Origin of the sequence: Streptomyces montanus, assembly GCF_005786655.1 — a bacterium.
GTDB classification, from domain to species: Bacteria; Actinomycetota; Actinomycetes; order Streptomycetales; family Streptomycetaceae; genus Streptomyces; species Streptomyces sporangiiformans.
The window spans coordinates 24243-37380 of sequence record NZ_VBZC01000044.1; the positions used below are offsets into that span (position 1 = coordinate 24243).

Sequence of the window (13138 nt, forward strand, 5' to 3'; positions counted from 1 at the left end):
AGGGACCAACTCCTCGTCTCAAGAGCTCTCCATTGAGCTCGCGACCTGGGCAGGATTACTGGTGGTGGGCGACGTATGGGCAGTCAGAGTTAGAGTAACCGAACGATCGGTCGGGACAAGGGGGGTCCGCCGAACCTGTGGAAAACCCCGTGCGGGAGGATCGCGAGCATGACAGCACTCGACCTCGCCGACCCGGTGTCCGTCGTCGGCACCGGCACCATGGGCCAGGGCATAGCTCAGGTCGCGCTGGTCGCGGGCCACCCCGTGCGGCTGTACGACGCCGTGCCGGGCCGCGCCCGGGCCGCGTCGGAAGCCATCGGCGCACGTCTCGACCGGCTCGTCGAAAAGGACCGGCTGAGCGACGCCGACCGGGACGCCGCGCGCGCCCGGCTCCACCCCGCCGAGAACCTGTCCGAACTCGCCGGCTCGGCCCTCGTCGTCGAGGCCGTTCTGGAGCGGCTCGACGTCAAGCAGCAGCTGTTCCGCGAGCTCGAGGAGGTCGTCTCGGCGGACTGTCTGCTCGCCACCAACACCTCCTCCCTGTCGGTGACGGCCGTCGGTGGCGCGCTGCGCCATCCGGGCCGCCTGGTCGGACTGCATTTCTTCAACCCCGCGCCGCTGCTGCCCCTCGTGGAGGTGGTCTCCGGGTTCGCGACCGACGTCACGTCGGCCACGCTCGCGTACGAGACGGCACGCCTGTGGGGGAAGACCCCGGTGGCCTGCGCCGACACCCCCGGCTTCATCGTCAACCGGATCGCGCGGCCCTTCTACGCCGAGGCCTTCGCGGTGTACGAGGCGCAGGCCGCCGACCCGGCGACCATCGATGCCGTCCTGCGCGAATCGGGCGGCTTCAAAATGGGTGCCTTCGAGCTGACGGATCTCATCGGTCAGGACGTCAACGAGTCGGTCACGCGCTCCGTGTGGGAGGCCTTCTTCCAGGACGTGCGTTTCACGCCCTCGCTCGCCCAGCGGCGGCTCGTCGAGTCGGGCCGGCACGGCCGCAAGACGGGACAGGGCTGGTACGCGTACGGCAGCGACGCCGAACGACCCGAGCCGCACACCGCCGAAAAGGCCCGGCCGCCCGCGTACGTCGTCGCCGAGGGCGGTCTGGGCCCCGCGTCCGAGCTGCTCGCGCTGATCCGTGAGGCGGGCATCCAGGTCCGCGAGGACGAGGAGGACCACGGCACGCGTCTGGTGCTGCCGAGCGGCGGTCAGCTGGCCCTCGCGGACGGACAGACCTCCGTGGAGTTCCGTGACGTCGTCTACTTCGATCTGGCGCTCGACTACAGGAAGGCGACCCGGATCGCCCTGTCCGCCTCGCAGGACACCCAGCCACAGACCCTCGCCGAGTCCACCGGACTCTTCCAGGCGCTCGGCAAGGACGTCAGCGTCCTCGGGGACGTCCCGGGGATGATCGTCGCCAGGACCGTGGCGCGGATCGTCGACCTGGCGCACGACGCCGTCTCCAAGGGGGTGGCCACCGAGGAGGACATCGACACCGCGATGCGGCTGGGCGTCAACTACCCGCTCGGGCCCTTCGAATGGAGCCGCAGGCTCGGCAAGACCTGGGCGCACGACCTCCTGGAGGAACTGCATCTGCGCGAACCCTCGGGCCGCTACGCGCCCTCTCTCGCGCTGTACCGCCACGGGCACGCCGCCGACAAGCGGGAGGGCACCTCATGACCACCGCAAAGCGTGACACCTACACCCCGGAGACACTGCTCTCCGTCGCCGTGCGGGTCTTCAACGAGCGCGGCTACGACGGTACGTCCATGGAGCACCTCTCCAAGGCGGCCGGCATCTCCAAGTCGTCGATCTACCACCACGTGGCGGGCAAGGAGGAGCTGCTGCGCCGGGCGGTCAGGCGGGCGCTCGACGGGCTTTTCGGAATCCTCGACGAGGAGCACGCACGCGTGGGGCGTGCCGTGGAGCGGCTGGAGTACGTCACCCGGCGCATGGTCGAGGTGCTGACCGCCGAACTGCCGTATGTGACGCTCCTGCTGAGAGTGCGCGGCAACACCGACACCGAGCGATGGGCCCTGGAGCGGCGCCGGGAGTTCGACCATCGGGTGGCCGAGCTCCTGAAGGCGGCCGCCGCGGACGGAGACGTCCGCGCGGACGTGGAGTTCGGGCTCGCCACCCGGCTGGTCTTCGGGATGATCAACTCGCTCGTCGAGTGGTACCGGCCCGACGGCCGGGGCGCGGGCGAGCGGGAAGTCGCGGACGCGGTCGTGCGGTTGGTCTTCGAGGGGCTGCGCAAGGAGGGCTGAGCCCTCCGGTTCCACGAAACGCTTCAGCCCCTGGCTCCACTAAGGGTTCAGCCCTCGGCTCACGGAGGGCTCAGGCCCCGGCTCCACGGAGGGTTCAGCCTTCCGGCTCCACGTCCTCCTCCTCGAAGACGAGCAGGGTCCGTGTGCTGAGTACTTCGGGGATGGACTGGAGTCGGGTCAGCACCAGTTCGCGCAGATTCCGGTTGTCCGGTGTGTGCACCAGGAGCAGTACGTCGAAGTCGCCGCTGACCAGGGCGATATGGGCCACCTCGGGGAGCGCGCGGAGCTGTGCGCGCACGGTCCGCCAGGAGTTCTGCACGATCTTCAGAGTGATGTACGCGGCGGCACCCTGACCGGCCCGTTCATGGTTGATCCGGGCGCCGAAGCCGCGGATCACGCCGTCCTCGATGAGCCGGTTGATGCGCGCGTACGCGTTGGCCCGTGACACATGGACCCGCTCGGCCACGGAACGTATCGAGGCACGGCCGTCAGAGCGCAGCATCTGCAGGATGTCCTCGTCGATGGCGTCCAGCGGGCGCGGAGGTAGGTCGCCCCGGCCGCTCTCCGATCCGTCGGCCATTTGTTCAGGTGCCATGTCCCCCCGCCTCCCTACCATGGACGTACTGCGTCCATCCCAGGTTGTGGAGAACCGTTTGTCCACAGCCTGGAGGTGCCTGTAGCCAAAATGTGCCGACGACCGAACAATCGGTAGGTGAGGCGCATCACAACCGGTGTGCCGACGAACCACTCCCTCGAGGAGGTGCCGTCATGACGGTCATGGAGCAGCGGGGCGCCTACAGGCCCACCCCGCCGCCTGCCTGGCAGCCCCGCACCGACCCCGCTCCGCTGCTGCCCGACGCGCTGCCGTACCGCGTCCTCGGCACGGACGTGGCGGCCGAGGCCGACCCGGGTCTGCTGCGCCGCCTGTACGGGGAGCTGGTGCGCGGCCGTCGCTACAACGCGCAGGCCACGGCCCTCACCAAGCAGGGCCGACTCGCGGTCTATCCCTCCTCCACCGGCCAGGAGGCCTGCCAGGTCGCCGCCGCGCTCGTCCTCGAAGAGCGCGACTGGCTCTTCCCCAGCTACCGCGACACGCTCGCCGCCGTCGCCCGCGGTCTCGATCCCGTCCAGGCCCTGACCCTCCTGCGCGGCGACTGGCACACCGGATACGACCCCCGCGAGCACCGCATCGCGCCCTTGTGCACGCCCTTGGCGACCCAGCTTCCGCACGCCGTGGGCCTGGCGCACGCCGCGCACCTTCAGGGCGACGACGTGGTCGCGCTCGCCCTGGTCGGCGACGGCGGCACCAGCGAGGGCGACTTCCACGAGGCGCTGAACTTCGCCGCCGTCTGGCAGGCCCCGGTCGTCTTCCTGGTCCAGAACAACGGCTTCGCGATCTCCGTCCCGCTGGCCAAGCAGACCGCCGCGCCCTCCCTCGCCCACAAGGCGGTCGGCTACGGCATGCCGGGACGCCTGGTCGACGGCAACGACGCCGCCGCGGTGCACGAGGTCCTGAGCGAAGCCGTGGCCCACGCGCGCGCGGGAGGCGGTCCGACGCTCGTGGAGGCGGTGACGTACCGCATCGACGCCCACACGAACGCCGACGACGACAAGCGCTACCGGGGCGACTCCGAAGTCGAGGCCTGGCGTGCGCACGACCCGATCGGCCTACTCGAGCACGAGCTGACCGAGCGCGGCCTCCTCGACGAGGCCGGCATACGGGCCGCGCGCGAGAAGGCCGAGGAGATGGCGGCCGACCTGCGCGAGCGCATGAACCGGGACCCGGCGCTCGACCCCATGGACCTGTTCGCCCACGTCTACGCCCAGCCCACGACCCAACTCCTGGAGCAGGAGGCGCAGTTGCGGGCAGAGCTGGACGCCGAGGAGCGGCACCACGAGTCGGAAGGAGCCGCGCGATGACCACTGTGGCGGTGAAGCCGGCCACCATGGCGCAGGCTCTGGGCCGTGCGCTGCGCGACGCGATGGCCGACGACCCGACCGTCCACGTCATGGGCGAGGACGTCGGCACGCTCGGCGGTGTCTTCCGGGTCACCGACGGGCTCGCCAAGGAGTTCGGCGAGGACCGCTGCACGGACACGCCGCTCGCCGAGGCGGGCATCCTGGGGACGGCCGTCGGCATGGCCATGTACGGGCTGCGGCCGGTCGTGGAGATGCAGTTCGACGCCTTCGCGTATCCCTCCTTCGAGCAGCTGATCTCGCACGTGTCGCGGATGCGCAACCGCACGCGGGGCGCCATGCCCCTGCCGCTCACGATCCGTGTCCCCTACGGGGGAGGCATCGGTGGTGTCGAGCACCACAGCGACTCCTCCGAGGCGTACTACATGGCGACTCCGGGGCTCCATGTCGTCACGCCCGCGACGGTCGCCGACGCGTACGGGCTGCTGCGGGCCTCCATCGCCTCCGACGACCCGGTGGTCTTCCTCGAACCCAAGCGCCTGTACTGGTCGAAGGATTCCTGGAACCCCGACGAGCCGTCGGCCGTTGAACCGGTGGGCCGCGCGGTGGTGCGGCGCTCCGGCCGGAGCGCCACGCTCATCACGTACGGTCCGTCCCTGCCCGTCTGCCTGGAAGCGGCCGAGGCGGCACAGGCCGAGGGCTGGGACCTTGAGGTGGTCGATCTGCGCTCCCTGGTGCCGTTCGACGACGAGACGGTCTCCGCGTCCGTACGGCACACGGGGCGGGCCGTCGTGGTGCACGAGTCCGGGAGCTTCGGCGGGCCCGGCGGGGAGATCGCCGCGCGGGTCACCGAGCGGTGTTTCCATTACCTGGAGGCACCGGTGCTGCGCGTGGCCGGGTTCGACATCCCGTACCCGCCGCCCATGCTGGAGCGGCACCATCTGCCCGGCGTCGACCGCATCCTGGACGCGGTGGCGCGTCTGCAGTGGGAGGCGGAGAACTGATGGCCCAAGTCCTCGAATTCAGGCTGCCCGACCTCGGCGAAGGGCTGACCGAAGCCGAGATCGTCCGCTGGCTCGTCCAGGTCGGCGACGTCGTCGCCGTCGACCAGCCGGTCGTCGAGGTCGAGACGGCCAAGGCGCTGGTGGACGTTCCGTGCCCGTACGGCGGCGTGGTCACGGCCCGCTTCGGCGAGGAGGGAACGGAACTGCCCGTCGGAGCGCCGCTGTTGACGGTGGCGGTGGGCGCGTCTGCCTCCGATCACGAGGACGAAGGGTCCGGCAACGTACTGGTGGGGTACGGCACGGGATCGCCTCCGGCGCGGCGCGGGAGGGTGCGGCCGGCCGGCCCCGCGGATTCCCGGCGGCAGCCGCCGGGCGGGCCCCAGGACGAACCCGAGCACGGGCCCAAGGGCGGTCCCACGGATGAGCGCCAGGACGGGCCCGGCAGTGCGGAGGTGCCGTCCCCCGGCAGCGGGGTGGACAGCGGTGCCGACGTCGAGGACCGAAGCCGTATCGACGGTCCCGTGCCGGTGATCTCCCCGCTCGTGCGTCGGCTGGCTCGGGAGTACGGTCTGGATCTGCGGGAGTTGGGGGGATCCGGCCCCGATGGACTGATTCTGCGGGCGGACGTCGAGTACGCGGCACGCGCCGCCGGTGCACGAGGCCGGGCGTCGGAGACCAGGACGGCTCCGTACGCGCCCCTGGCGCCGGAGCCCTCGGCCGCCCCTGACACGCGCGCGGCCGAGGTTCCTGCGGTCGGCGTTCCCGCTGCCGGCGCTGCGGCCCCCGGCACCCGCATCCCCCTGCGGGGCGTCCGCGGTGCCGCCGCCGACAAGCTCGCTCGCAGCCGTCGTGAGATCCCCGACGCGACCTGCTGGGTCGACGCGGACGCGACGGAGCTCATGCATGCGCGCGGGGCGATGAATGAGGCCGCCGGCCCGAAGATCTCGGTCCTCGCGCTGCTGGCCCGGATCTGCACGGCCGCCCTCGCCCGCTTCCCCGAGCTCAACGCGACGGTCGACATGGACGCCCGGGAGCTCGTCCGGCTCGAGGAGGTGCACCTCGGATTCGCGGCGCAGACCGAGCGAGGGCTCGTCGTTCCGGTGGTGAAGGACGCGCATGCCCGCGACGCGGAGTCGCTGAGCGCGGAGTTCGCACGGCTCACGGAGGCCGCGCGGACCGGAACGCTCACGCCCGGTGAACTCACCGGCGGGACATTCACGTTGAACAACTACGGCGTGTTCGGTGTGGACGGATCCACCCCGATCATCAACCACCCCGAGGCAGCCATGCTCGGCGTGGGCCGGATCGTCCCCAAGCCCTGGGTGCACGGGGGTGAGCTGGCCGTGCGGCAGGTCGTGCAGCTCTCGCTCACCTTCGACCACCGGGTGTGCGACGGCGGCACGGCGGGCGGTTTCCTGAGGTATGTGGCGGACTGCGTGGAACAGCCTGTGATGCTCCTGCGTTCCCTGTGATCGCGGTGGCACGCATACTCGGAGGGTGACCGCGTTCGAGCCCCTCGGCGACCCCCGTGCCGACGTCTATGACGCCGTTGTGCTCGCCGGGGGTGCCGCCCGGCGGCTCGGCGGGGCGGACAAACCCGGTCTGCGTGTGGGCGGCCGCCCACTGCTCGACCGGGTCCTGGCCGCCTGCTCCGGTGCCGCCACCACCGTTGTCGTGGCCGGCCGCAGGACCACCGCGCGTCCGGTGGAGTGGGCGCGCGAGGACCCGCCCGGCGCGGGCCCGCTGGCCGCGCTCGACGCCGGGCTGCGGCGGACCACCGCGCAGTATGTCGTGGTGCTCTCGGCCGACCTGCCGTTCATGGACGAGGGGACCGTACGGCGGCTGCTCACGGCCCTTCGGACCAAGGCCACCGAAGGCGTGCTGCTCACCGACCCCGGCGGCCGCGACCAGCCGCTCGTGGCCGCGTACCGGAGCGCAGCGTTGCGCCGCGAGCTGGCCGCGCTCGTGGCCGAGCACGGCGGTCTCGCCGGGCTGCCGCTGCGGCGGCTCACCGGTGCGCTCGACCTCACCCGTATCGCCGACCCTGTCGCGTCCTTCGACTGCGACACCTGGGACGACGTCGCCGTCGCCCGGGCACGTATCAGGGAGCATGGGCACGTGTTGGACGAATGGATTTCCGCAGTCAAGGACGAACTGGGCATCGACCTCGACGTCGACACCGGCGCCCTGCTGGACCTTGCCCGCGACGCCGCCCACGGTGTGGCCCGGCCCGCGGCGCCGCTGACGACGTTCCTCGTCGGGTACGCGGCGGCGCGGGCCGAGGGAGGGCCCGAGGCGGTGGCCGAGGCGGCTCGCAGGGCGACGGCGCTCGCGCTGCGCTGGGCGGCCGAGGATTCCACTGCTCCCGGGGAGACCACTGCGGCCGGGGAGACCACCGCTCCCGACGAGACCACCGCTCCCGGGAACACCACCGCCCCCGATCCCCGACCGGACGCGGGATGACCGCCCGCCGGCAGCACGAGGACGTCGACCTCGACGTCGAGGAGGCCCTCGCCTTGGTCAGGGACGGCGACGCCCAGGTGCCCGACGGCTCCGGGGCCGCAGGCGGTGCCGGTTCCGGACCGCCGCCTTCGTCGAGGTCCGGAGGGCGTGAACACCGGGAGCAGGCGCGCGAGACGCACCGCCACAAGGCCACCCCCTGGCCGGAAGCCCGCGTCATCGCCGAGCGGGCCCCCCGCACAGCGGCCGCCCCCGTGTCCGTCCCCCTGGACGCCGCGCTGGGCCTCGTCCTCGCGGCTCCTCTCACCGCGCTCACGGACCTCCCGGCGTTCGACACGTCCGCGATGGACGGCTGGGCGGTGGCCGGACCCGGCCCGTGGGACGTCCGGCCGGAGGGCGTGCTCGCCGGGCATGCCGAGCCGGAGCGGCTGACCGACGGCGAGGCCGTCCGGATCGCGACCGGCGCGCGCATCCCACAGGACACCACCGCTGTCCTCCGCAGCGAGCACGGCCGCACCGACGACAGGAGCCGGCTGCAGGCGACCCGGGAGGTCGTGCACGGGCAGGACATCCGCCCGCGCGGCCAGGAGTGCCGCTCCGGTGACGCCCTCCTGCTGCCCGGGACGCTGGTCACCCCGGCCGTGCTCGGGCTCGCCGCGGCAGCCGGATACGACACTGTCGCCGCAGTCCCCCGCCCGCGGGTGGAAGTCCTCGTCCTGGGCGACGAGTTGCTCACCGAGGGCCTGCCCCACGAGGGCCTGATCCGGGACGCGCTCGGCCCGATGCTGCCGCCCTGGCTGCGTGCCCTCGGCGCGGACGTCGTCGCGGTGCGCAGGCTCGGCGACGACGCCAGGGCGCTGCACAAGGCGGTTACCGGCTCCGACGCCGACCTCGTCGTCACGACCGGCGGCACCGCCGCGGGCCCCGTCGACCACGTTCACCCCACCCTGCGCCGTATCGGCGCCCAACTGCTGGTGAACGGTGTCAAGGTGCGCCCCGGCCACCCCATGCTCCTGGCCCGCACCAAGGAGAACCAGTATCTCGTCGGCCTGCCCGGTAACCCCCTCGCCGCCGTCTCCGGTCTGCTCACGCTCGCCGAACCTCTGCTGCGTACGCTCGCGGGACGCGCGGCCCCGGAGCGGTACACGTTGCCCGTTCATGAAGCGGTGCAGGGGCACCCGTACGACACCCGGCTGATCCCCGTCGTGCTCCGCGAGGACCGGGCCGTGCCACTGCACTACAACGGCCCGGCCATGCTGCGCGGCATCGCCGTGGCCGACGCGCTCGCGGTCGTCCCGCCCGGCGGCGGGCGCACCGGTCAGGAGCTGGAGATCCTCGACCCGCCATGGGCGACGTCCGGGATCGGGGCATGCCTCACATGAACCGGATCGGGGGGTGTTTCACGTGAAACTTCCGGGCCAGGACGCCATCGCACGCCAGGCAGACGAACGTCTCGTGACCCATCGGGTGAAACTGCCGCGCCGAACAGTGCAGCGCCCCTTGCGTCAGGTCGCCAAACGGGTCGTGATGGCGCTGCTGTGCCTGGTCGCGACCGCCTTCATCGTCTACCTCGACCATGACGGCTACACGGACAATTCCGACGGCGGCGCGGTCGACCTGCTCGACGCCTTCTACTACGCGACCGTCACCCTCTCCACCACCGGATACGGCGACATCACACCGGTCAGTGACGCCGCCCGGCTCACCAATATCTTCGTGATCACGCCGCTGCGCGTGCTCTTCCTGATCATCCTGGTCGGCACCACGCTCGAGGTCCTCACCGAACGGACCCGGGAGGAGTGGCGACTGAACCGCTGGAGGACGGCTTTGAGGGATCACACCGTTGTCATCGGGTTCGGGACGAAGGGCCGGTCGGCGATTCAGACCGTGTGTGCGACGGGGCTGAAAAAGGAGCAGGTCGTTGTCGTCGATCCCAGCACGAAGGTGGTCGACGCGGCGGCGGCGGACGGGTACGCGGGCGTGGTCGGTGACGCCACGCGCAGCGACGTACTGCTCCGGGCCGAGGTGCAGAAGGCACGGCAGATCATCATCGCGACGCAGCGCGACGACACCGCCGTGCTCGTCGCCCTGACGGCCCGGCAGCTCAACCGCGGGGCGAAGATCGTGGCCGCGGTGCGCGAGGAGGAGAACGCTCCGCTGCTGCGCCAGTCCGGCGCCGACGTCGTCATCACCAGCGCGAGCTCGGCCGGACGGCTGCTCGGGCTCTCCGTGCTCAGCCCCAGCGCGGGCATGGTCCTGGAGGACCTCATCCAGCAGGGCAGCGGGCTCGACATCATCGAACGGCCGGTCGTGAAGGCCGAGGTGGGGCTCGGGGTGCGGGAGACGGACGACCTGGTGGTCAGTGTCGTACGAGGGCATCGGGTGCTCGGATACGACGATCCGGCGATAGGGAAGCTCCAGTTGACGGACCGGTTGATCACGATCGTGCGCGTCACACCGAATACGCAGGTCGCGCCGGACACCAAACGCCTTCCCCAGGACTAGGCCCTGACCGACCGAACCCCCGGGAGTAGCCTCGCCGCATGCGTGCGATCACGATTCCTGAACCTGGCGGGCCCGAGGCACTGGTGTGGGACGAGGTCCCGGATCCCGTGCCCGGCGAGGGCGAAGTGCTGGTCGAGGTGGTGGCCGGGGCGGTCAACCGCGCCGATCTGCTTCAGCGGCAGGGGTTTTACGATCCGCCGCCCGGCGCGTCCCCGTATCCCGGACTCGAATGCTCCGGACGGATCGCCGCGGTCGGGTCCGGTGTCTCCGGGTGGGCCGTCGGCGACGAGGTGTGCGCGCTGCTCGCGGGCGGCGGGTACGCCGAGAAGGTCGCCGTACCGGCCGGCCAGCTGCTGCCCGTGCCCAAGGGCATCGAGGTCCACCAGGCTGCCGCGCTGCCCGAGGTGACCTGCACCGTCTGGTCCAACGTCTTCATGATCGCCCACCTTCGCCCCGGTGAGACCCTGCTGGTGCACGGCGGCGCGAGCGGCATCGGGACCATGGCGATCCAGTTGGCGAAGGCGGTCGGCGCGAAGGTCGCGGTCACGGCCGGCAGCAAGGAGAAGCTGGCGTACTGCGCCGAGCTCGGCGCGGAAGTCCTCATCGACTACCGCGAACAGGACTTCGTCGAAGAGATCAGGACCGCCACGGACGGCGCGGGCGCGGACGTCATCCTCGACATCATGGGTGCCAAGTACCTGGACCGGAACATCAAGGCTCTCGCCACCAACGGCCGGCTCGCGATCATCGGTATGCAGGGTGGCGTCAAGGGCGAGCTGAACATCGCCACGCTCCTCGCCAAGCGGGGCGCCGTCACCGCGACCTCACTGCGCGCCCGCCCCGCCACCGAGAAGGCGGCGATCGTCGCGGCCGTACGCGAGCATGTCTGGCCGCTGATCTCCGGCGGCCATGTACGCCCGGTCGTGGACCGTGAGCTGCCGATGACCGAGGCGGCCGCGGCGCATCGTGTGCTGGAGGAGGGCGGGAACATCGGAAAGGTGCTGCTGACGCTCCCGTAGCACCTCCCGCCGGTCCCTTCGTTCCCTTCGTTCCCTTCGGGATTTGCGCCGGACAGGCCTCAGCCGCGCCGCACGCGCCGCACGCGCAGCGCGAGCAACGCGAGCCCGATGCCGAGTCCGATGAGGACCAGCCCGCTGCCCAGGGGCAGAATCCGCAGCATGGGTTCCGTGGAGCCCACGGGGTGGGCCACGGCCGGTTTGTCGGACGCGGAGGGCGACGGCGTGGCGTCCCGCGGCGGCTCGGAGCCGACGTCCGAGCCGGTATCGGAGCCGGTATCGGAGCCGATGTCGGGGTCGGCAGTCGCCTCTGGGCTGTCCGGGGTCACCGGCGCGTCCGGGACGCCGGGGTCGAGCTCCGGGCGGTGCGCGCCGGCGTCCTCGTCCCACCACGGCGCAGCCTCCCGACCCGGCCTCTCCCGCCCCTCACCGGGACGGCTGCCCGCGCGGGAGTCGGCGGGACGGGGCTCGTCCGGTCGGGGCTCGGTGGCGTACGAAGCGTGAGACGGGGCCGTCGCCGTCAGGACCACCACCAGCAGCAGGCCGGCCGCATGCGGCGTGCAGGGCCACGGAGTCACGTCGGTGACCTCCTCCCGGAGCTCGGGCGCCAAGATCGTCGGTGCGACGGGACAAGCGTCACACGCGTTACTGATTCCGGCATCTCGGTCACTCCCGGTGACCCTGGGTGACCCTCTTGGCGCTCACAGGACCACCGAGTACAGATACGGGTTATGTCGATACGCCACGGGCTGCTGGCGCTCCTGGAGCGCGGCCCCCGCTACGGTTCGCGGCTGCGGACCGAGTTCGAGTCGTGCACCGGCTCCACCTGGCCGCTGAACATCGGCCAGGTGTACACGACCCTCGGCCGTCTCGAGCGGGACGGCCTGGTCGTCCAGAAGGGCACGGACGGGTCCGGACACGTGCTGTACACGCTGACGGACGAGGGCCGCGCCGAGCTGCGGGCCTGGTTCACCCGGCCCGTGGAGCGGACGAACGTGCCGCGTGATGAGCTGGCGATCAAGATGGCGATGGCGATGGCCGCGCCCGGATTCGACGTACGGGCGGTCGTCGAGGCCCAGCGGCGGCATCTGACGGAGGCGATGTACGCATACACCCGGCAGCGGGCGCAGGTGCTCGCCGAGACTCCCGAGCACCGCGACGAACTGGTCCGACTCCTTGCACTCGAACAGCTCGTCTTCCGCACGGAGGCCGAGCTCCGCTGGCTCGACCACTGCGAGGCCCGCCTCCTGCGGCTCGCGGACGCGGCGGCCACGGAACCGCCCCCTGCTTGAGGCCTCTCTGTGCGCCGCGAGAGAATGGCGGTATGGAGATGCCGAGGAACGACAGGTCGCCGGAGAACCCTCAGATCCTGGTCGTGGGCCAGGACGGAATGGCTCTCGGCGGTGGAGGAGACGATGACTCCCGCGAGGTCCCGGTGACGGAGATGGTGGAGCAGCCCGCCAAGGTCATGCGTATCGGAAGCATGATCAAGCAGCTGTTGGAGGAGGTGCGCGCGGCTCCTCTCGACGAGGCGAGCCGGGTACGTCTCAAGGAGATCCATGCCAGCTCGGTGAAGGAGCTGGAAGACGGTCTCGCTCCCGATCTCGTCGAGGAACTGGAGCGGCTCTCCCTGCCGTTCACGGAGGACGGGGTCCCCTCCGACGCCGAGCTGCGCATCGCGCAGGCCCAGTTGGTGGGCTGGCTGGAGGGTCTCTTCCACGGGATCCAGACGACGTTGTTCGCCCAGCAGATGGCGGCCCGGGCCCAGTTGGAGCAGATGCGCCGCGCCCTGCCGCCGGGTGTCGGCGGCGAGGGCGACGAGGAGCAGCGGTTGGGCGGCCGCTCGGGCGGGCCGTACCTCTAGGGCCGGAAACCCGTATATCGGGGGCCGTACACCCGTACCTCTCGGGCCGGGCAGACGAAAGGGGCCCGGCACGGATGCCGGGCCCCTGCGCGTATTCGGCGG

At 71.5% G+C, this 13138-nt stretch carries 13 protein-coding genes; 11 read left to right on the forward strand and 2 right to left on the reverse strand.

Annotation, left to right across the window (positions count from 1 at the left end):
• Nucleotides 1-168: 168 nt before the first annotated feature.
• Together FE633_RS32160 and FE633_RS32165 are read left to right on the forward strand one after the other, a co-directional pair.
• Entirely contained in the window at nt 169-1683 is a 1515-nt protein-coding gene (locus tag FE633_RS32160) for a 3-hydroxyacyl-CoA dehydrogenase (RefSeq protein ID WP_138048701.1), read from the forward strand.
• Complete coding sequence (locus FE633_RS32165) at nt 1680-2270, forward strand: TetR/AcrR family transcriptional regulator (protein ID WP_138048702.1); 591 nt, start codon at nt 1680-1682, stop codon at nt 2268-2270. The genes FE633_RS32160 and FE633_RS32165 overlap by 4 nt, the downstream gene beginning before the upstream one ends.
• A 94-nt stretch (nt 2271-2364) precedes the next feature.
• Here the strand turns inward: FE633_RS32165 and FE633_RS32170 are convergent, their stop codons facing one another.
• The gene (locus tag FE633_RS32170) at nt 2365-2865 is read right to left on the reverse strand and encodes an Lrp/AsnC family transcriptional regulator (RefSeq protein ID WP_171060197.1); all 501 of its coding nucleotides are present in this window, start codon (nt 2863-2865) and stop codon (nt 2365-2367) included.
• A 173-nt stretch (nt 2866-3038) separates the two neighbouring features.
• Between FE633_RS32170 and pdhA the strand changes: the two genes are divergently transcribed.
• Genes pdhA through FE633_RS32205 form a run of 7 tightly spaced genes read left to right on the forward strand, consistent with a single transcriptional unit; the run spans nt 3039 to nt 11175 of the window.
• Nucleotides 3039-4190 (forward strand): pyruvate dehydrogenase (acetyl-transferring) E1 component subunit alpha, encoded by a 1152-nt coding sequence (gene pdhA, locus FE633_RS32175; RefSeq protein ID WP_138048703.1) that lies wholly within the window; start codon nt 3039-3041, stop codon nt 4188-4190.
• Nucleotides 4187-5191, forward strand: coding sequence for an alpha-ketoacid dehydrogenase subunit beta (locus FE633_RS32180; RefSeq protein ID WP_138048704.1), 1005 nt, complete (start codon nt 4187-4189; stop codon nt 5189-5191). Before pdhA ends, FE633_RS32180 begins: the two co-directional genes overlap by 4 nt.
• Nucleotides 5191-6663 (forward strand): dihydrolipoamide acetyltransferase family protein, encoded by a 1473-nt coding sequence (locus tag FE633_RS32185; protein ID WP_138048705.1) that lies wholly within the window; start codon nt 5191-5193, stop codon nt 6661-6663. The genes FE633_RS32180 and FE633_RS32185 overlap by 1 nt, the downstream gene beginning before the upstream one ends.
• A 25-nt stretch (nt 6664-6688) precedes the next feature.
• Nucleotides 6689-7654, forward strand: coding sequence for an NTP transferase domain-containing protein (locus FE633_RS32190; RefSeq protein WP_138048706.1), 966 nt, complete (start codon nt 6689-6691; stop codon nt 7652-7654).
• The gene (locus FE633_RS32195; protein WP_138048707.1) at nt 7651-9033 is read left to right on the forward strand and encodes a molybdopterin molybdotransferase MoeA; all 1383 of its coding nucleotides are present in this window, start codon (nt 7651-7653) and stop codon (nt 9031-9033) included. The genes FE633_RS32190 and FE633_RS32195 overlap by 4 nt, the downstream gene beginning before the upstream one ends.
• Nucleotides 9034-9046: 13 nt before the next feature.
• Nucleotides 9047-10156, forward strand: a complete 1110-nt coding sequence (locus FE633_RS32200; RefSeq protein WP_171060198.1) for a potassium channel family protein — start codon at nt 9047-9049, stop codon at nt 10154-10156.
• A gap of 38 nt (nt 10157-10194) precedes the next feature.
• Nucleotides 10195-11175: an NAD(P)H-quinone oxidoreductase gene (locus FE633_RS32205; RefSeq protein ID WP_138048709.1), complete on the forward strand. Its 981-nt coding sequence runs from the start codon at nt 10195-10197 to the stop codon at nt 11173-11175.
• Nucleotides 11176-11234: 59 nt separating this feature from the next.
• Here the strand turns inward: FE633_RS32205 and FE633_RS32210 are convergent, their stop codons facing one another.
• Complete coding sequence (locus tag FE633_RS32210; RefSeq protein ID WP_138048710.1) at nt 11235-11750, reverse strand: hypothetical protein; 516 nt, start codon at nt 11748-11750, stop codon at nt 11235-11237.
• A 153-nt stretch (nt 11751-11903) separates the two neighbouring features.
• On the opposite strand from FE633_RS32210, the gene FE633_RS32215 reads away from it, so the two are divergent.
• Nucleotides 11904-12464, forward strand: coding sequence for a PadR family transcriptional regulator (locus tag FE633_RS32215; RefSeq protein ID WP_138048711.1), 561 nt, complete (start codon nt 11904-11906; stop codon nt 12462-12464).
• A 32-nt stretch (nt 12465-12496) separates the two neighbouring features.
• Nucleotides 12497-13036: a bacterial proteasome activator family protein gene (locus FE633_RS32220; protein ID WP_138048712.1), complete on the forward strand. Its 540-nt coding sequence runs from the start codon at nt 12497-12499 to the stop codon at nt 13034-13036.
• The last annotated feature ends 102 nt before the right edge of the window (nt 13037-13138 follow it).

What these genes read in the sequence shown, in the direction of transcription:
- FE633_RS32220 (WP_138048712.1), top strand. Translation starts at nt 12,497, where the DNA reads ATGGAGATGCCGAGGAACGACAGGTCGCCGGAGAACCCTCAGATCCTG.
- FE633_RS32205 (WP_138048709.1), top strand. Translation starts at nt 10,195, where the DNA reads ATGCGTGCGATCACGATTCCTGAACCTGGCGGGCCCGAGGCACTGGTG.
- FE633_RS32165 (WP_138048702.1), top strand. Translation starts at nt 1,680, where the DNA reads ATGACCACCGCAAAGCGTGACACCTACACCCCGGAGACACTGCTCTCC.
- FE633_RS32160 (WP_138048701.1), top strand. Translation starts at nt 169, where the DNA reads ATGACAGCACTCGACCTCGCCGACCCGGTGTCCGTCGTCGGCACCGGC.
- pdhA (WP_138048703.1), top strand. Translation starts at nt 3,039, where the DNA reads ATGACGGTCATGGAGCAGCGGGGCGCCTACAGGCCCACCCCGCCGCCT.
- FE633_RS32170 (WP_171060197.1), bottom strand. Translation starts at nt 2,865, where the DNA reads ATGGCACCTGAACAAATGGCCGACGGATCGGAGAGCGGCCGGGGCGAC.
- FE633_RS32180 (WP_138048704.1), top strand. Translation starts at nt 4,187, where the DNA reads ATGACCACTGTGGCGGTGAAGCCGGCCACCATGGCGCAGGCTCTGGGC.
- FE633_RS32185 (WP_138048705.1), top strand. Translation starts at nt 5,191, where the DNA reads ATGGCCCAAGTCCTCGAATTCAGGCTGCCCGACCTCGGCGAAGGGCTG.
- FE633_RS32215 (WP_138048711.1), top strand. Translation starts at nt 11,904, where the DNA reads ATGTCGATACGCCACGGGCTGCTGGCGCTCCTGGAGCGCGGCCCCCGC.
- FE633_RS32195 (WP_138048707.1), top strand. Translation starts at nt 7,651, where the DNA reads ATGACCGCCCGCCGGCAGCACGAGGACGTCGACCTCGACGTCGAGGAG.